At 73.4% G+C, this 18,243-nt stretch carries 8 protein-coding genes; 3 read left to right on the top strand and 5 right to left on the bottom strand.

What is annotated here, in order from left to right; all coding sequences use genetic code 11:
* Positions 1-39 precede the first annotated feature (39 nt).
* The 3 genes from ACWGB8_RS04320 to ACWGB8_RS04330 all read right to left on the bottom strand — a co-directional run bounded on the left by ACWGB8_RS04320 (position 40) and on the right by ACWGB8_RS04330 (position 3,734).
* Positions 40-1,512 (bottom strand): uracil-xanthine permease family protein, encoded by a 1,473-nt coding sequence (locus ACWGB8_RS04320; RefSeq protein ID WP_452210113.1) that lies wholly within the window; start codon positions 1,510-1,512, stop codon positions 40-42.
* Between the two features lie 195 nt (positions 1,513-1,707).
* Entirely contained in the window at positions 1,708-2,598 is an 891-nt protein-coding gene (locus ACWGB8_RS04325; RefSeq protein ID WP_452210115.1) for a DUF4436 family protein, read from the bottom strand.
* Positions 2,599-2,945: 347 nt separating this feature from the next.
* On the bottom strand, positions 2,946-3,734 hold the full coding sequence (locus ACWGB8_RS04330) for an alpha/beta fold hydrolase (protein ID WP_452210116.1): 789 nt from the start codon (positions 3,732-3,734) through the stop codon (positions 2,946-2,948).
* 167 nt (positions 3,735-3,901) lie between these two features.
* Between ACWGB8_RS04330 and ACWGB8_RS04335 the strand changes: the two genes are divergently transcribed.
* From ACWGB8_RS04335 to ACWGB8_RS04345, 3 genes are all read left to right on the top strand, one after another.
* The gene (locus ACWGB8_RS04335) at positions 3,902-4,798 is read left to right on the top strand and encodes a LysR family transcriptional regulator (protein WP_452210118.1); all 897 of its coding nucleotides are present in this window, start codon (positions 3,902-3,904) and stop codon (positions 4,796-4,798) included.
* A 137-nt stretch (positions 4,799-4,935) separates the two neighbouring features.
* Entirely contained in the window at positions 4,936-5,739 is an 804-nt protein-coding gene (locus ACWGB8_RS04340) for a GntR family transcriptional regulator (RefSeq protein ID WP_452210120.1), read from the top strand.
* 4 nt (positions 5,740-5,743) lie between these two features.
* Complete coding sequence (locus tag ACWGB8_RS04345; protein ID WP_452210122.1) at positions 5,744-6,982, top strand: MFS transporter; 1,239 nt, start codon at positions 5,744-5,746, stop codon at positions 6,980-6,982.
* A gap of 91 nt (positions 6,983-7,073) precedes the next feature.
* Here the strand turns inward: ACWGB8_RS04345 and ACWGB8_RS04350 are convergent, their stop codons facing one another.
* Positions 7,074-9,872 (bottom strand): hypothetical protein, encoded by a 2,799-nt coding sequence (locus ACWGB8_RS04350; RefSeq protein WP_452210124.1) that lies wholly within the window; start codon positions 9,870-9,872, stop codon positions 7,074-7,076.
* Complete coding sequence (locus ACWGB8_RS04355) at positions 9,869-17,983, bottom strand: protein kinase domain-containing protein (protein ID WP_452210126.1); 8,115 nt, start codon at positions 17,981-17,983, stop codon at positions 9,869-9,871. Before ACWGB8_RS04355 ends, ACWGB8_RS04350 begins: the two co-directional genes overlap by 4 nt.
* Between the last annotated feature and the right edge of the window lie 260 nt (positions 17,984-18,243).

An 18,243-nucleotide genomic window follows, 5' to 3' on the forward strand; every position in this document is an offset into this window, starting at 1 on the left:
AAGGGCGCCCCGTCGCGCAGCCGCCGCCCGCACCGACCGCTACCGCGTGCCCGGCCGCGCGCCGCCCGAACCCGCGCCGCCCCCGGGGCCCGTGTCGCCTTCGGGGCCCGTGTCGTCCGCGGAGCCGGTGCCGTCCGCGGGGCCGGTGTCGTAGGAGGAGGTGCCCTCGTCGAGCAGCGGCTCCTGCGTCCTGAGGTGCGCGGGGGCCAGCGCCCGCAGCACGTGGTAGCCGGTGATGACGACCAGGGTGCCCAGCGCGATGCCGCTGAGGCTGAAGCTGTCGGTGAACTCCAGGGTGACGTTGCCGATGCCGATGATGATGCCCGCCGCGGCCGGCACCAGGTTCAGCGGGTTGCGCAGGTCCACGTCGGACTTGATCCAGATCTGTGCGCCGAGCAGGCCGATCATGCCGTACAGGATGACGGTGATGCCGCCGAGCACCCCGCCGGGGATCGCGGCCACGACGGCCCCGAACTTCGGGCAGACGCCGAACAGCAGCGCGAAGGCGGCCGCCGCCCAGTAGGCCGCGGTGGAGTACACCCGGGTGGCGGCCATGACGCCGATGTTCTCGGAGTACGTGGTGTTCGGCGGGCCGCCGAGCGCGGTGGAGAGCATGGAGCCGACGCCGTCCGCGGAGATCGCGGTGCCGAGCCTGTCGTCGAGCGTCTGGCCGGTCATCTCACCGACCGCCTTGACGTGCCCGGCATTCTCCGCGACCAGTGCGATCACCACGGGCAGGGCCACCAGGATCGCGGACCACTGGAAGGAGGGGCCGTGGAAGTCCGGCAGGCCGATCCAGTCCGCCTTGCCGACGCCCGACAGGTCGAGCCGCCAGTGGTCGGTGGGGTTCCCGCTCGCGTCCACCGAGTGGATCTTCCCGAAGACCCGGTCGAACAGCCAGGAGACCGCGTAGCCGAAGAGCAGCCCGAGGAAGATCGCCACGCGCGACCAGAAGCCGCGCAGGCACACCACGGCCAGCCCGGTGAACAGCATCACCAGCAGCGCCGTCCACTGGTCCTGCGGCCAGTAGGTCGAGGCGGTGACCGGCGCGAGGTTGAAGCCGATCAGCATGACGACGGCACCGGTGACGATCGGCGGCATCGCGGCGTGGATGATCCGCGCCCCGAAGCGCTGGACCGCCAGGCCCACCAGGAAGAGCGCCGCGCCCACCACGAACACGGCACCGGTGACCGTCGCACTGGTGCCGCCCTGGGCGCGGATCACCGCGGCCACGCCGACGAAGGAGAGCGAGCAGCCGAGGTAGCTGGGCACCCGTCCGCGGGTCGCCAGCAGGAAGACCACGGTCGCGACACCCGACATCATGATCGCCAGGTTGGGGTCGAGCCCCATCAGCACGGGCGCCACGAAGCTCGCGCCGAACATGGCCACCACGTGCTGGGCGCCGAGCCCTGCCGTGCGGGGCCAGGAGAGCCGTTCGTCGGGGCGGACGACCGCTCCCGGTGCGGGCGTGCGCCCGTCACCGTGCAGTTTCCAGCGCACGCCGAGATCCATGGGGGGGTTCGCCTTCTCTGGGACTTCCGGGACTTCCGGGGGACTGTCCGCCCCATTCTCACGGTCCCCCCGCCTCCCGCCCGTCATAGCATCGACGCCGACCGGCGCGGCCCGGCCGGGTATCGGGCGGGCTGTCAGAACGGCTGTCAGGCCGGTATCGGGGCGGCCTGTCAGAACGGCGGCCCGGCCCGGGCGTCACGGCCCGGAGCCGGGTGCGGCCGCCGGCGCTGCCGCTTCCGCCGCCGCCTCGGCCCGTCTGCGGTGTTCGATCCGGCTGCCGGAGACGACCGTGACGGCCAGGCTCGCCGCGATGATGCCCTCGGCCCAGAAGAACGCCACGTAGTCGATGAGCGAACCGATCGGCGGCGAGCCGGGCGCGGCATTGCGCATGCCGATGAGCGCGAAGAGGGTCGCGGCCATCCACCCGAGCGGAGGCCACACCATCCCCTGCCGGCCGCGGAGGAGCACCTCGGCCCCGGCCAGGACCGCCAGGGCGAGCGCCCACATGGCCGCGATCATGAACCAGGCCAGGATGAAGGTACTGCGCGCCCGGGTGACCGTGCCCGTCAGGACGGTCGCCCCGGCACTGTTCGGAGTGCTGGTCGGGTGGACCAGGAAGAACGGGTCGGCGTCCGCGAAGACCACCCCGAGGGGAACGGCCCCCGTGGCGTCCGTGGCCGCGAACGCCAGCGCGAAGTGGTGGCGGTCGAACGGGTAGTCGGTCACGGTGCCGTCGTAGAAGTTGGCGCGCACGGGCTGGGGCGTCACGGCCTCGCCCGGCGCAGCCCGGAGCTCGGTCACGGTCGCCGCCTCGACGGTGATCGCGACCTGTCGGCTGAAGACGGAGGAGCCCGGCCCCGCGGCGAGGCCCCCGCGCGGCACGGCCACGACGAAGAGGGTGAGCTCGCCCGTCCCGGGGTCGATGTCCTGGGAGGTGACGTCCAGTTCGATCCAGTCACCGGCGACCGGGAGGGCCAGTTCGCGGGCCTGCTGCCGGGTGTTGCGCTCGTTCAGGTACAACGCCGTGCCGGCCGAGCACAGGACCACCACGATCAGCAGGGCGAGGAGGAAGCGGTTGCCGCGCAACCCGGAGAGGTTCACGCCGGGGCGGGGCCGGACGCGACCGCGGCGGCGAGCACGGCCCCGTACGGCAGGACCGGGCGGCGGGACGAGCGGGGGTGCGCCATGGGGGCCTCGTTCCGTGAGGTGTCGGACTCGGCTCCGCAGGCTACTGACCGGAAGGCCGGGAACCGCCACGGCACGCATCCGCCGTTCGGGGGAATCCGGCGACGGGCCGCCGTCCCCCGGAGTTCGGCGTCGGCGGCCGGCCGCGAGCGGGCCTGCGCGCCCTCCCGGTTCGCCGGCCCGCACCGCCCCTGCCGGGTCCGCGCCCGCCCGGGTCCGCACCCGCCCGGCCGCCGCGACCGGGCCGGTTACGGCGCGCTCCGGGAGGCCCGGGACATCCGGGCGAGCGCGGCGCGCAGTGCGGCGTTGAACCGGTCGGGGAGCTCCTGGTGCGGCATGTGAGCGGCGCCGGCGATCACGCCCACCTCCGCTCCGGGAGTGGCGGCGGCGCAGGCCCGGGCCACCTCCGGGGGGATCGCGGTGTCCAGCTCACCGTGGAGGTAGTGGATCGGCACCTGCAGCCCCGGCAGTGCCGGGCGCGGGTCGTAGCCGGCTGCGGTGGCCTGGTGCTCGTCGATGTGGACGCCGGAGTCCAGGATCTGGCGGACCGTCCAGTCGACGAGCGCGGGCGCGGTGCCCGGCGCGTACCACCCCGGCACCCAGTCCGCGACCGTACCGGCCCGGTCGCGGCGCAGATCGGCCACGAGCTGCGCCTGGCCCTTCGTCGACGGCCAGTACCCCGGTGCGCCCACCGGGACCACACCTGCGATCAACTCGGGCCGCTGGAGCCCCAGTTCGGTGGCGAACGTCCCGCCGATCGACGAGCCGACGAGCACCGGCCGATCCAGCCGCAACGCGCCGATCAGCGCCACCAGGTCGCCGACCACCCCGGCGGTGGTGTTGCCCCGGACGGGTCGGGCCGACCGGCCGCAACCGCGCCAGTCGACGGTGACGACCCGGTGGTCCCGGGTGAAGTCGGCCTGCTGGGCGCCCCAGGTCCGGCCGCTGGTGCCCCAGCCGTGCAGGAACAGCAGCGCCGGACCGGTCCCCTCGTCCTCGTAGTGGAGCGTGGTGTCGTTGACGTCCAGGCTGGGCATGGTTCTCCTCTGCCGTGCGGGGCCTCGTGGGGCCTTGCGGGCCGGGCGGTTCGTGATGTCCCCAGCCAAGCGCGATCACCTGCGCCGACCAAGGAGCGATCCGCGCCTACACTGATCGCGAACGGTGATCAATGCCGGTCGCGACGGGCGGAGAAACCGGGGAGCCCATGGAACTGCGTCAGCTGCGCTACTTCCTCACGGTGGCGGAGGAACTCCACTTCGGCCGCGCCGCCGAGCGGCTGCACATCGTGCAGTCCGCGGTCAGCCAGCAGCTCCGTCGGCTCGAACGCGAGCTGGGTACCGAGCTGTTCACCCGCTCCACCCGCGTCGTCCGGCTCACCGAGGCCGGCCACCGGCTCCTCCCGTACGCCAGGGACATGCTCGCCCTCCAGACGCGCGCCCACGAGGCCATCCACGAACTGTGCGCCGAACAGGCCGCGACGGTGCGCCTCGGCACCAGTTCCGGGCTGGGAGCCCGGCTGGACGCCGTACTCACCGCGTTCACCCGGCGGGCCGGACACACCCGGATCGAACTCGTCACCGGCAGCACCGGGGAACGCCTGGCGCAGGTGCGCGCCGGCAACCTGGACGCCGCCCTGCTGCGCGGCGAACGGGCCGACCCCGAGCTGGAGTTCCTACCGCTGTGGCAGGACGCGCTGGTGGCCGCGCTCCCCGCGGACCACCAGCTCGCCGAGCAGGAGACGGTCGCCCTGGCCCGGCTCGCCGACCTACCGCTGCGGATCTCCCGCCGCTCCCGCAACCCCGCCCTCCACGACCTCGTCATGCGCTCCTGCCGGGCCGCCGGCTACACGCCCGCCCTGGGCCCGGAGTTCACCAACGACCAGGACACCCTCGCCGCCATCGCCCACGGCGAACCGTCCTGGACGGTCTTCTACGCCGCACACGCCGGTCAACTCCCCCTGCCCGGCGTGGCGTTCCGCCCGCTGACCGACCCCGAGCCGGTCATGGGGACCTGCCTCGCGGTGCGCAGCGGTCCGCCCCGGGCCGCCCTGCGCGCCCTGATCGAGGCCTGCCACGAGGCCGGTCCGGGAGCCCGCGCGTAGGACCCGGCCCGCCGGGGCGCCGGCTCCGCCGACCTTCCGGTCCTGTCGGCTACTCCAGCAGCTTTCGGCCCGTCGCCTAGCGTGTGGAGGCCGCTCGGGACCACCGGCGGCCGTGCCGGACGACCGGAGGAGCCGCCATGCCCAGGGAGGCGCCGTACCTCGCCGTGAGCGACGCGCTGCGCGCACGCATCCGTGCGGGAGAGTGGGAGGTCGGGGCGCGGCTGCCGTCGCGGATGAGGCTCGCCGTCGAGTACGGGGTCGGACGGAACGTCACGCAGCGCGCCGTCGAAAGGCTGATCACCGAGGGCCTGTTGGAAGGACGCGCGGGTTCGGGAACGTACCTCGCCGCCCCGGGCGAGCGCTTGCCGATGATCCGCTCCCGGCACCGCGCGCACCGGTCCGGCTCCCCGCTCCCCGCCCCGTCGGAGGAGCGGGGCAGGGCCGACTCCTGGGACACGCACAGCCTGGTGCGCGTCCCGGCCCCCGAGGACGTGGCCGAGCGGCTCGCCATCGGCCCGGGCGATCCCTGCGTCACCACGCACTACGAGTTCCTCGCCGACGGCCGACCGGTCCAACTCTCCCAATCCTGGGAACCGATGGCCATCACGGGAGGTACGTCGGTCGTGCTCCCCGAGACCGGCCCCCTCGCCGGCCGGGGCGTGGTCGAACGCATGCGCTCCATCGGTGTCCTGGTGCACTCCGTCGTCGAGCGGCCCCGCCCCGCCCGCGCCACCCGGATGCAGGCACACCTCCTGGGGATCGGCCCGGGGGATCTGGTGCTCCGGATCGAGCGGACCATCTACGACACCACCGGCCGCCCCGTGGAGACCGCCGACATCGTCGTTCCGGACGGACTGCGGCAGGTGGTCTACGAGTTCGCCGCCGACGACCCTGCGCCGCGGGATCCGGCGGGACGCCGAACCACCACCGGGAGCCGGTGACCGAATGCCCTCGGCTCCGCGCTCCGGACTCCTGCACAACCCCGACTTCCGGCGCCTGTTCGCCGCGACCGCGGCCGGTCAACTGGGCGACCGCATCATGTTCCTGGCCCTGCCGCTGGCCGCCGTCGCCGCCCTCGACGGCGGCGAGCTCGACGTCGGACTGCTGACCGCCATGGTCACCGCGGGCTCGCTCCTGGTCGGGCTGCCCGCCGGGGCGTGGGTGGACCGCCTGCCGAAGCGGACGGTCCTGGTCGGCACCGACCTGGTGCGGGCGCTGACGCTCGCGACGATACCGATCGCATGGTGGGCCGGTCACCTCACCATGGGCTGGCTCCTCGCGACAGCCCTGGTCCACGGGGCACTGACCGCCGTCTTCGATGCCGCCCACGTGAGCTGCCTCCCGCACCTGCTGGGGCGCGACGACCTCGTCGAGGGGAACGCGAAGCTCTCCGCGGTGCGCTCGGTGACCAGCATCGGCGGTCCTGCGGTGGCCGGCCCGCTCGCCGGCTGGGCGGGACCCCCTGCCGCGGTCCTGGCAGGCGCGTGGGGAATGGCCGTGTCCGGACTCCTCGCGATCGGCATCCGCGCCCGCGAACGCAGGCCCGACCCCGCCGACACGCCCCCGCTGCTCCGCGGCGTCAAGGAGGGCCTGGCGTTCGTCCTCACGCATCCCGTGCTCCGCGCGACCGTCCTCGGGGACGCGTTCTTCAACCTCTTCCTCGCGATGTACCAGGCCATGCTGCTGGTCCTCCTGCCCGGGGAGATGGGCCTCGATTCCACCGGCACCGGCCTCGTGCTGTCCGGGATGGGCTGCGGCGCCCTGCTGGGAGCGCTCTGCGCGAGGCGCCTGTCCGTACGGTTCGGCCCCGGCCGGGTCAGCTGCCTCGCGCCCCTCGTCACCTGCCCGGCGGCCGCCCTGATGCCGCTGGCCCACCCCGGCTGGACCGTCCCCGTGGCGGCGGCCGGGCTCGCGGCCCTCTCCCTGGGCGGAGTCGTCCGCTTCGTCGCCCAGTCGAGCCTCCAACAGGCGCTCACCCCGGTCGGCATGCTCGGCCGGATGAGCGCGACCACCCGCTTCCTGTCCGGCTGCGGCCTTCCCCTGGGTGGAATCCTCGGCGGAACCGCAGGCGCCGCCCTGGGCGCGAGGCCCACCCTGCTGATCGCCGCGGCCGGCATGACTCTGAGCTTCGCCCCGGGCCTCGCCTCACCGCTCCGAAGCCTGCGCGGGGAACGTCCGGCCTGACCCCCGGCCACCCGGTGGGCCGCGGTCGGCCACGTGACGCAGGGCGGGGAGTGGGCAGAGCGGGGGGCTTCGGCAGGATCGGCGCAGCCCCCTACCGGGCGGCTGCCGTGGCCACGCGGGCAGCGAACTCGGTGGCGGTCCACACGGGTCGCTCGTCCCAGGGCCGCAGCGCGGCGGACACCACGGAGGTGAGCTCCCGGCCGGCGCCGTGTTCGGTCAGCAGCGGGGCGACCTGCTCGTGCGCATGCCGGTACGGCGGATCCTCGCCGGTGAGCAGCCAGTGGGTCACGGCCGCGAGGGAGTAGAGGTCCGAGGCGCGACTCCGGCGGGTGTCGCCGGCACGGATCTCCGGGGCCACGTACGGGGAGGGGTCGTGGGAGAAGAGCCTGGAGACCGAGGCGGTGCTCGCCCGGGGAACTCGCATCCAGTCCAGCATCGAGACTTTGACGTAGGGCCCCTCGCTCACCCCCGGGGGCGGCGGGCACAGGTACGCCGAGTCGGGTGAGAGATGACGCAGTACCACGTCCGCACCGTGGAGTTCGGCCACCGCGTCGGCGAGTGCGGCGACGGTGCCGGCGGCCTCGGGGGCGGGCAGCGGGGCGGGAAGCCTCCGCACCGGGTGGTCGTGTTCCCAGACGTAGGCGATCAGGAGGTGCGGTTCGACCTCGGAGGTGTCCCGGGGCAGCTGGACCGGCCGGAAGACCCGGTCGGTCAGGGCGGGACGGTCCGCCAGCGCCCGGGCCACGATGTGTGTGCGGTCGCTGAGGGCCCTGCGCAGCCCCGCCGCCTCGTCCCTCGGAAGCGTCGTCATGTTCTCGCCGATGACCTTGAGGTAGTGGGGCAGGCCGTTGGCCTCGGCCCGGTACGCCTGCCAGCCCGCACCGATGGCGTGGAGGGCCTCCAGTCGGAAGCCCGCGAGCACCGCGGGGGTGGCGATCTCGCCCACCAGACGCCGCAGACAGTCCTCGAACTCCGGCGGGCGCCGGCCTCCGGGGGCGAGGGAACGGATCCGTCCCAGCAGGTCCTGCGGGTCCTGGGAGACCAGGGTCGCGGCGGCTTCCGAGGCCGGGTCGGCGAGCTCGGGCACCCGGGGGACGACCAGCAGGCAGGCGCTCCGCCCCGGCCAACCGATCTGCCGCTCCAGGGCGGGGGCGAGCTGACGGAGGAGCGGGAGCGGCGAGTGGGTGGTGTAGGCCCGGGTGACGCCGGGCGCCGGCGGCCACGTCGCACCGGCTGGGTCGAGCCCGTCGGGGAGCCGCCAGTTCTTGCATTCGACGGCGATCAGAACGTCGCCGCGCAGGACGACGCAGTCGACGTCGGTGTCGCGGCCCCGCCGGTCGGCACGGGCGGCGACGATGACGGCATCGGACGGATCGAGGCCCTTGGCCAGGGTGTGCGCGACCTTGCGTTCCTGCTCCGTCCGGTAGGGGCCCAATTGGTAGAGCCGGGCTCCGCGCGCGGAGGGCGCTGCTGCGCCGACCGGTCCGGACGACCGGGCTGGAGCGGTGCCTGTGGGAACGACCGCCGGAGCCGGCTGCGGCGGAGCGGGGCGAGGCGGTGCGGAGCGCGGCGGTGCGACGGTGGCGGGACTGCCTTCGAGAGCCGTCAGAAGTGCCGGCGCGGACGGACGCTGTGCCTGATCGCCGAGTGAGCGTTGCAGGGCCTGGATCCACCGCTCGGGAAGCTCGCGGGTCGGACGCGCGAGGTCGGCCCGTGGGTGGTCGCCCGCGTCGGTCCCCCGGAGGAGGGCAAGCGTGACCGAGCCCCAGGACCAGATGTCCGCCGCCTGGGGGACGGTGCGTTCCCGTGTCTGTCGGATCTCGGGGGCGACGTGGACGTTCCGGACCGTCGTCCGCAGCAGGTCCGTACCTCCGCCCACGCCGCCGATCCGGGCGTAGGTCGCGCCGATCAGCGTGACCGTCCGGCCGTCCTCGTTCGGGAAGACCAGTTCGGGTCGGATCGACTGGTGGACGATGTTCCGGGCGTGCCAGTCGGCGATGGTGCGCAGCAGGGCCAGCGAGTGCTGCAGGGTCTCGGCGGTGGTCAGGCCGGCGTGCAGGCGGGCGGCCAGGTCGGCGCCGGGCGGCAGGGGAAGGGGGACGACGAGGCGGGCCCCGTTCTCCACGGTGAACGGGGCGAGCACCGGGCCGGAGGCCGACCGGTGCGCGACGTGGTGGTCGCGGCGGGTCGTCTCGCTGTTGGGCCCGATGACCAGGGCCACCCGTTGCTCGTGACCGGCGGGATCGACGTGGGTGCCCTCGTGCACGATCCAGGTGTCCTGGTAGCTGAGCACGCGGCCCCGCCGGTACCCGTTTCCGGGCCAGGACTGGGGCAGGCGCGGATGGAGCCGTCGGCGGACGTCGTGCGGCGACGACGTCCGCCGGGTCGGGAGGAGGGCCGCCAGCCAGGAGTCGAGCGCGCTCAACGGCACGAGGGCGTGCCCGGCGTCCAGTTCCACCGAGGTCACGTCCACGTCGTCGTGGTGGACGACGACGCCCTCGGTTCCGACCTGCCGCCCCAGTCTGCTGTGGAGAACCGACTGCTTGTGGCGGATCCGGGAGAACGGATTGGGCACCACCGTACGAACGGTGCTCCGCTCGTGGTGCCAGTGGTAGGCCGCGGCGTGGCCCAGCACCCTGCCGCCGGCGGCCGGCAGCAGGTGGACGACGACGGCGGTGCCCGGCAGCAGCACCACGGCGTCGTCCTCCGTCGGGTACGAGTAGGAGGCCTGCTCGCCGGCCGGTGCGTGGTAGGGCAGGACGATCCGGCCGGGGACGGCCGACAGGGCTGCGGCGAGGCGGGTCGGCCAGCCGGTGTCCGCAGCGGCAGCACGTGGGGGCGTCGGACGCGGGCGGGGTCCCGGCCCCGGCCGGGAGGAGGGATCGCTCATGCCCGGAACACTCTCCTCAGTTCGGTCGCCAGTTCCTCGGCGTTCTCGAACCGATGCGACGGATTGGCGTTCAGCGCCTCGCGCAGGACGCTGGACAGGGCCAGTGACGTGGTCTTCCTGATGGTGAGGAAGTGGTTCTCCAGCAGGGAGTGCCCGGTCTGTCCGAACGGGTCCTGCTGGTCGTCCCGGCAGTGGCCGAACGACCTCCGCTCGGGATGGACGAGTTCGAACAAGGTCGCAGCCAACGAGTACGCGTCGTCCGAGGCGAGCACTCCGCGTGGCTCGTCGAGGTCGAGGACACGCTGCTCGGGGGTCGTGTACCGCTCGTCGAAGGCGTGATCACGGAAGACGGGGCTGACCTGGTCACCGAGATTGCCGCCGCCCCAGTCCAGGACCGTCACGCGGCCGTCGGGGGCCAGGACGAGGTTCTCCGGTTTGACATCGCCGTGGGTGAGGCCGCCCTCGCGGTAGGCGCGGCCGACGGTGTCCGCCGCCTGGGTCACCCAGCCGACCGCGTCCTGCCAGTCGTAGTGCAACCGGTCGTGCTGCCGGACGCAGTCGGCGAGGGTGCGTCCCTCGGTCCACTCGAAGACGAACCACTCCTTCCCCACCACTCCGCATTCGCGCAGCAGTCGGGGAACGCCGCTGCTCACACTCCCCTGCAGGGTGTCGAACCGGGCCTGCAACGCCGCGTACTGGTCCGGGTCGCCGGTCGGGTTGAGCAGCTTGGCCACCGCGGTGTGACCGTTCAGGGTCACCTTGCGGGCCGCCGCGAAGCCGTCGACCTCCTGCTGCCCCAGGGCCTCGCCCAGGACGAAGCCGGCCCGGCGCAGGGACTCCGCCGGATCCTCGACCGTGCTGGGCTCCGGCGTGTGGGCGGCGGAACCGGTCGGCTCGGTCGCGCCTACCCGGGCCTTGAGGCGCTGACGGGCGTGCCGTTCCCGGAGCCAGCGGTGGATCAGCAGGTTCGACCACACCCAGTCGCTGTGTCCGTCACGCCGGATGAGACCGAGGTCCTTGATCCTGTCGAGCCCGCGGTCGACCTCCGGGTCGGTCACCATGTCCACGGCGTCGCCGTCGATGACGGTCTCGTCCGAGGCGGTCGCGTTCTCCAACAGATAGGAGACGGCCCTCTCGACACCGGGTTCACTCTGGAGATCCGCGATCGGCCGGATGACCTCGGGGTTCTGCACCAGCGCCTGCGCCGCGAGCTCCACGTCCTGCGGGGTGATGATCGAGGCCTTGCGCTTGCCCAGTTGTGCCGCCAGCTGCTCCCCCATGCAGTGCACGTGGTAGGGATACCCGCCGGTGTACTCAACGAGGCGTTCCACCGCGGCCTGCTGCAGGAAGACGCTGTCGTCGAAACCGCGCCGGAGGATCAGCCGGGCCTGGTCGGGCTCCATGAACCCGACCGGGAACGGGATGATCTCGCCGGTGAGATTGGTCCCGTACGGCGTCAGCCTGTCCTTGAGACTCTCGAAGCTGCAGGATCCCAGGGTCAACAGCAGGAGCGGCACGGCGGGGTCGGTGGCCATGCCCCGCAGCTGGTCGCCCAGATGTGCGATCGACTGCCCGGATTCGTTCACCCGGTCGAGCAGTTTCTGGAACTCGTCGACCATCAGCAGCAGTCGCCAGTCGTCGAGGCCCTCCAGCCGGATTCCGGTCAGCCATTTGCGGAAGGCGTAGCCGGTTTCGGGCAGAGGTTCAGGACTGTGGGTTCCTCCCCTCCAGGATTTCCCGACCTTTTCCACGATCTCCTCGGCGAGCCACGTCCAGAGGGGAGGGAACTCACCGGGGATCCAGAGCTCCCCGTTGACGTCCACGGCGAGAAGGCCGGGAATCGGCCACTCGGCCGGGTTCTCCGGAAGGGGGTGGGCCATCAGCGAACGGGCCAGCGTGGTCTTGCCCACCTGCCGGGGTCCGTGCAGGAACCGCACCGGGGCGACCGGGCGGCCGCTGTAGTGGTGCCGCAGCTGGGCGAGTTCGCTTTCCCGGGGGACCCTGATCCGTTCGTGGGCGGGGCTGGTGGGGACGAACGCGTGCCCGCCCAGATCCCGTTCGGACCGCGTCTCCACGGGGTACGCGATCTTGAGGTCGTCCGTATCGGTCTCACCGGGCCGGAAGAGCGCGAAGTCCAGTTCCACCCGATCGGTGCCGCACAGCTCGTCGACCCTGAAGACGACGCGCTGCCTGCCGCGGCCCAGCTCCACTTCGGCGTGCGGCAAGCCGTTGCAGCCGATGCGCACACGGCCGTCGTCCTCGTGCGGCTCCACCGTCAGGCGGACGTGCAGCGGGCCGTCCCCGTGGCACCACAGCTCCGTCTCGGTGACCGTGAACGCCGCTTCGGCACGGGCCGGCAGCAACCGCCGGCCGGACTCCTCCCAGAGCCGGTAGGTGACCTTGCTGACCCGCTGCACCACCTCGCGCAGCGTGGGGTCGCCGACGCGTCGGCAGAGGTCGAGGGCCTGCTTGCGCAGGTCCATCAGGCGTGCGCGGCCCTCGTCGCTGCCGATGTCCTGGGCGAGTTGGTGGTACCAGACGTCGATGAGCTGGTCGACGGTCACCTCGTCCTGGCTGCCGAAGGCCACGGAACGCACCGACTCCGCCACCCGCTCCAGCCGGTGCACCGCCTCCAGCGGCGCGTCCACCACATCGACCGCTTCGAAGGAGACCACTTCCGCGTTCAGATCGAGGAGCAGGCTCTCGTGCGCCACCTCGTCCCCGCGGAGGATCTCCAGTTCCCGCGTCCGCATCGGCAGACCCAGTTCCTGCTTCCCGGACAGCGCATCCCGGTGCGTTGCGGGATCGCCGCTGCTGCGGGCCGCTTGGATCCACTCCTCCACCGCCGTGGCGAGATTCGGCCGGCCTGGCCTCACCGAGAGCTCCAGGACCACCTCCTTGTACGCCAGCGCGGCCTGTGGACTGTCCCCGTCCTGCCACAGCATCCGGGCGTAGAGCCACCGCGCCTCCGGTGAGCTGCCCCGGCGCTGCTCCAGCAGGGCACGCATCAGCTGCAGCCGGCGGTGCGACGGCTGTTCGCGTCGCAGTTCCTCGGAGCGCGCGTTGGCCACCTTGCCGAGGAGGGAGCCCCGAAGAAGACCCGGAACCAGCGTGAGATGGTCGGGGCGGCGGGCCTGCAGCGCTGCATGCACGATCTCGTTGATGTGGGGCATCGGACGTATGAGGCACCGGTACGCCTGCTCGACCACAGTGCCGTCGCCGGCATCCTGGCCCAGCAGCAGGGCCACCACGGCGAACAACCGGCCGAGGCCCGGCGGGCGCTCGGTGGCGACGGACAGCAGCGTGCGCGCGGCGGCACCGGCGTCCTGGAGGTGGTGGAGTTCGAGTCCGGCCTGGGCCAGCGGCAGCTCCGTCCGGCCCAGGGCGAGATCCTCGGTACGCATCCGGATGATCTCTTCGACCGCCGCCCTGCTGCCACCGCAGGCATGGGCGACTGCGGTCCGGGGCCGGATGAAGGCGGCGCTGAACAGGAAGCCGTCGGCGAGTTGCCGGCCGAGGCCTTGTTCGCCGGTCCGTACCAGGGCCAGCGCGAGGTCGGCAGCGATCACCTCGTTGCGCGGATGCGCGTCGTACGCAGTGCGCCAGGCTCGCGCGGCGTCGTGCCAGCGGTCCTCCTGCGCCGCTTCCAGGCCCTCCGCGAACGCGGCCCTCGCGGCGGCGCCCATCCGGTCGAGGTGGTCCTGCGTGAGGGGCCGGGGAGCCGGCCGGACGAACCGCTCCGCCTCGCCGGCCAAACCGTCGACGAGCCGGGTGCAGAGCGCGCGCAGGTCCTGGGTCAGCTGCGCGAAGCCGGGGGAACCCGGTTCCGTACCCAGCAGGCTCCTGCGCAGGACATCCGTCACGGCGCGGTCCTCCCACTCGCCGGGCTTGATCCGCGGGAAGCGTGGGCCGCTCGCCCCGGAACCGGTGGCGGGCGCTTCCCGGGGCGGGGCGGCGGGCGAAGCCGGGACTTCCCGGGTCGCGGCAGCGGCGGATCCGGCGGTCGCGCACGTGGGCTCCACCGGGGTGGAGCCGCCGACCGCCGACGCGCTCCTCGCGGTGATCAGCCCGCCGGGCGAAGGGCGCCCCACGGCACGGAAGATCTGCTCCAGTCTCGCCCGTTCCTCGGGGTCCGGTGCCGTCCGGCTGCCGATCCGGGCCTCCAGTTCCAGCGCGTCCGCCGCCTCCTCCAGCAGTCCCAGCCCGGCATAGGCCGCCGCGATGTTCCAGGCCGAGGAGGGGCCGGTCCAGAGCTGGTCCGCGTACCGCCGGTAGAGCTCCAGGGCCTCCTCGGCACGCCCGGCTGCCACGAGGGTGCCCAGGGCGTGCGGGTAGGCGAGCACGTGTCCCGCCTCCAGGGCGGCGCACCAGGCGTCGGCGGCCGCTCCGGCGCCGTGGAGCTGTTCCAGCTCCTGTGCCCGGTGCAACGATGACGACTCACCGTCCGTGTGCGCGGGCAGCACGAGAGGCGTGAGGCGCGGGCGGAGCGGCACCGCCCGGCCCGGGTCGGGTTCCAGCTGCCGCGCAGGCAGCGGGGGTCTGGTCCGAGCGGCCAGCCGGTCGGCCTCCTGCTGCTGCCCGGTGGTGCGCAGCAGCCCGATCAGCCGGTGCCAGATCCGGGGGCGCTGGGTGGGGCGGCACCGCTCGGCGGCCTCGGTCAGCAACCGGGCGGCCTCCGTGCCGTCGCCGAGTTCTTCGAGGACCGAGGCCAGGCGCTCCGCCGGCTTTGCGTCCCCGGTGGCCAGGACCTGTTCGGCGAGCCCGGCGGGGGCCTCGTGGTCCGGCTGCTCGGCGACGCGGTCGATCAGGAGGTCGAGAAGCGTCAGGCAGGCCCAGGGGGCGGCGCGTTCCAGCTGCCGCGCCACCGACAGGACGGACAGCGGCCCTTGCTCGTCGAGCAGCCGTCGGGCCGGTTCCAGCAGCGCGGGCTTGTTCTGCGGGCCGTTCAGGGCGCGCTGGACGATGTGCTGCTCCGGAGTCGCGACGTGACTGGTTCCGGTCCGCTGAGCGGCCGAGCGGCCGTCCGCGATGCCGATCCTCCGGTCCAACTGGGCGATCCAGTCGGCAGGTCCGCCCAGCGCGACGACCCGTCCCCGCATGTCCAGCGCAACGCTCTGGCGTCCGGCCGCGACGGCCACCAGTCCCGTCTCGTAGCAGAGCCGCCAGTCCTCCTCGCCGAGGGCGCGCCGCTGGGAGACGAGGGTGAGGGCATCGTCCAGTCGGCGGCCCTCGCGCCAGATCCTCATCAGGAGCAGGCGGCCCGGCGCCCTGGGAGCCGCCTCCACGAGCGCGCGCAGCAGCACTTCCGCGTCGGCCTGGCGGTTGACCGTGTACAGCTGCTTCGCCAGCGACTCGTACTGCTGCACCGTGGTACTGCTGACCCGCGCGGGCGGGCGGGGGCCCGAGGCGGAGGCGCTGTACGACTGCGGTGACACCGGACGACCGGCCGCGGTGAGGAACTCCACCACCAAGGGCCACACGGACTGGGGCGGCTGGTCCCCACTGCTGAGGGCCCGCTCCAGGACGCGGGCGGCGCCGTCCACATCCTGGAGGAGGCCGAGGGCGCAGGCACGGTTCCACAGCACCCAGCCGGACGCATCGGCGGGCACGAGGCTGTGCGCCCAGTCGGCGGCCAGGTCGGCGACGCCGGCCCGGCACGCCCAACCGACGGCGCAGACCGCCGCCGCCACCCGGACGGCCGGGGTGGGCGCGTCCGCGGACCAGGCGGCGAAGGCGTGTGCGGCCTCCAACGGGCTGTCGGTGCGGGTCAACGCGGCCCGCAGCCCGTCCGGCAAGGTGTCGGAGGCCGGTACCAGGAGGTCCTCGTGGAGCAGGATGGGCGGCAGCTTCGGATTCTCCGCCCGAGGAGGCTGTACCGGGCGCGGCGCGACGGGGCCGGCGCCCCCGCTCGCCGGACGCCAGGAGTTCGCGATCCTGCGGTCGAGCTGCAGCAGGTGCTGCTCGGGAGCTCCTGCGGCGACCAGCCGGTCCCGCAGCTCCCCGGCCCGGCGGGAGGCGCCGCTGTCGACGGCGACCAGGGCCAGGTCGAAGTCGAGCATCCAGTCGGCGGCCCCGCGGGAGCCCATCCGCGACACGAACCGCTCGGCATCGACCAGCCGGTGCTCCTCCCGGTAGATCTTCATGAGCAGCGACCGGCCGGGCGCCATCGGCGACACCTCGGTCAGGGCCTCCAGGAGAAGCTCGGCATCGGCGGTGCGCCGGTTCAGCCGTAGCTGCTTGGCGGTGGCTTCGAACCGCTGCGCGATGAGGATGTCGATGCGGGCGTCCGGTGCGGCTCCCTCCTTGAGCGGCGGGCGGAACGGGCAGGGCCGTCCGGCGGCCTGGAAGAGATCCAGCACGGGCTGCACGACCAGGTGCGGCGGGCTGTCCCCCAGACGTGCGACAGCCTCGAAGGCGGCGACGGCACCGTCGAGATCACCGAGCGCGCTGCGGGCACATCCTTCGTTCCAGTGCCAGGTGGCCGAGCGGCCGACCCGTTTGGCGAGTCGGCCGAACCGCCGCAGGGCGTCCTCGGGTCGTCCGGAGAGGACCGACCATCCGACGGCGCACACGGCGGCGGCCCGCTGCACAGGACCGGATCCGGTGACGGCCAGCTCCTCGAACGCTTCGGCCGCCTCCCGCGGGTCGGTGACGCTGCGCAGGGCCCGGGGCAGCATCGGGTGCCACGTGTCCTCCAGCAGCTCCGCCAGCAGCACGACGGGCGGCACCCGCACCGGTTCGCCGCCGTGCACCGCAGCGGATCCGGCGCCGGTACGGGCGCGCGGCCTGCCGCCCGCGGTCCGTCCCGGAGCCAGCTGCTGAACCATCTCCTCGGCCATCGCGAGCAGTTGAGCCGCAGCCTCCTCGTCCTCCGTCCGCCCGGCGGTTTCGACGATCGCCGACAGGCGGGCCACGGCGGCGCCCGCCTCGTCGGCCTGCTCCTCCTCGTCGGCCTCGGCAGTCCCGGCTCCCGCCTCGGCGAGCCTGGCGCTGAGGGCCCTGATCCGCTCCAGGCGCCGGCCTCGCAGTACCAACGGGCGGGCGAGTTCGATGAGCGAGTCGACCTGTCCCGTCCGGCCCTGGGCGACCTCGGCGCGGACCTCCTCCAAGAGCTCCATCAGCTCGGGGCTCTCCCCGATGTGCCGGGCGACGCCGTCGAGGCGACCGCGGATCGATGTCAGGTACGTCTGGGCCTCGGCCGCCACGCCGCCCGTACGGCCCGTCTCACCCAGCGCCAGTGCCGGACGGAGCACCTCCTCGGTCTCCAGCGGGGCCAGGTGCTCCTCCAGCAGCGCCAGGACCGGGACGACGTCGAAGGAGCCGGTGCTTCCCTCGGTGAGGTCCAGCAGGACCAGGGGCAGCAGGCCGCGTGCCGGGGCGGACAACTGGGCGACATCGCCGACACCGAGGCGCAGTGCCCGAGGCGGCGGGGACTGGCGCACAATGGTGGTGAGGTCCACCACCTCCCGCATCCGAGCGGCGATCCGGGCGGCTGTCTCGACGGTCTGCTGGTAGCGGACCCCACCCATGGTCAGAGGCTTGAGCAGGGCGTTGTTGATCGCCTTGACGGCGTCGGCCGGGGACTTGGCCAGCAGCAGGCAGGCATCGGGGCCGTCCTCCGTGAAGGCCTGCAGCGGGCGGAGGAACAACTCCTTGCCCATGACACGGTTGGCTGCGGCCGCCTCCTGGGCCTCGGCCGTGAGCCTGCGACGGGCCTCGTGCAGCAGACCGCCCTGAGCCGCCTGCAGGGCCGGCCGGCCGCCCGCCGAGACGGCCGGTTGCAGCAGGAGCTTCAGGGCGTGCGGCAGCGCGTCGTCACCGAGGAACGTTCCGGTGGCGAACCGGCCGGTCCAGGCGAAGTGCCAGAAGTCGAGAAGGGCTCCCACGCCGTGGGGGTCGAGTGCGGTGAAGGCGTTGGCCAAGGACTCGACATGCGCCACGGCGAGCGACTTCTCCGGTGCCACGGCATGAGCGTGGAAGATCGCCTGCCGGGCAACGACCACCGCGACCGGGGCGGCGGCGGTCGCGAGGCCCGGATCCACCGGGGCGTCGGCCGCGAGCGACGTCGCCCAGGGTTCGACGGCCGAGGCCCACGCGACAGCGTCACTCACCCGAGCACCCCCGAAACCTGGAAGCTTCACCGCAGGCCTGACTCATCGTCAAACCACCACGTGACACACCATATCGGAATGATCGGAGGCAGCCCCCCGAGACGGCGCAATCAATTGGCCGCGACCTGGTGCAGACCTCGGCACGGGTCGGGCCACTGGAGCTTCCCGGCCGTCGGAAGGAGCACGGGTCAGGCTCCGGTCCGCTGGAGCGGCCCTGCCTCCTCCCGCGCCGGGAAGGGCTGCACGGCGCCGCTCGGCGG

It is taken from the genome of Kitasatospora sp. NPDC054939 (assembly GCF_053610105.1).

Bases quoted from the DNA above. Each gene is read 5' to 3' on its own strand.
- ACWGB8_RS04340 (WP_452210120.1), top strand. From the start codon at position 4,936: ATGCCCAGGGAGGCGCCGTACCTCGCCGTGAGCGACGCGCTGCGCGCA.
- ACWGB8_RS04330 (WP_452210116.1), bottom strand. From the start codon at position 3,734: ATGCCCAGCCTGGACGTCAACGACACCACGCTCCACTACGAGGACGAG.
- ACWGB8_RS04335 (WP_452210118.1), top strand. From the start codon at position 3,902: ATGGAACTGCGTCAGCTGCGCTACTTCCTCACGGTGGCGGAGGAACTC.
- ACWGB8_RS04345 (WP_452210122.1), top strand. From the start codon at position 5,744: ATGCCCTCGGCTCCGCGCTCCGGACTCCTGCACAACCCCGACTTCCGG.
- ACWGB8_RS04320 (WP_452210113.1), bottom strand. From the start codon at position 1,512: ATGGATCTCGGCGTGCGCTGGAAACTGCACGGTGACGGGCGCACGCCC.
- ACWGB8_RS04350 (WP_452210124.1), bottom strand. From the start codon at position 9,872: ATGAGCGATCCCTCCTCCCGGCCGGGGCCGGGACCCCGCCCGCGTCCG.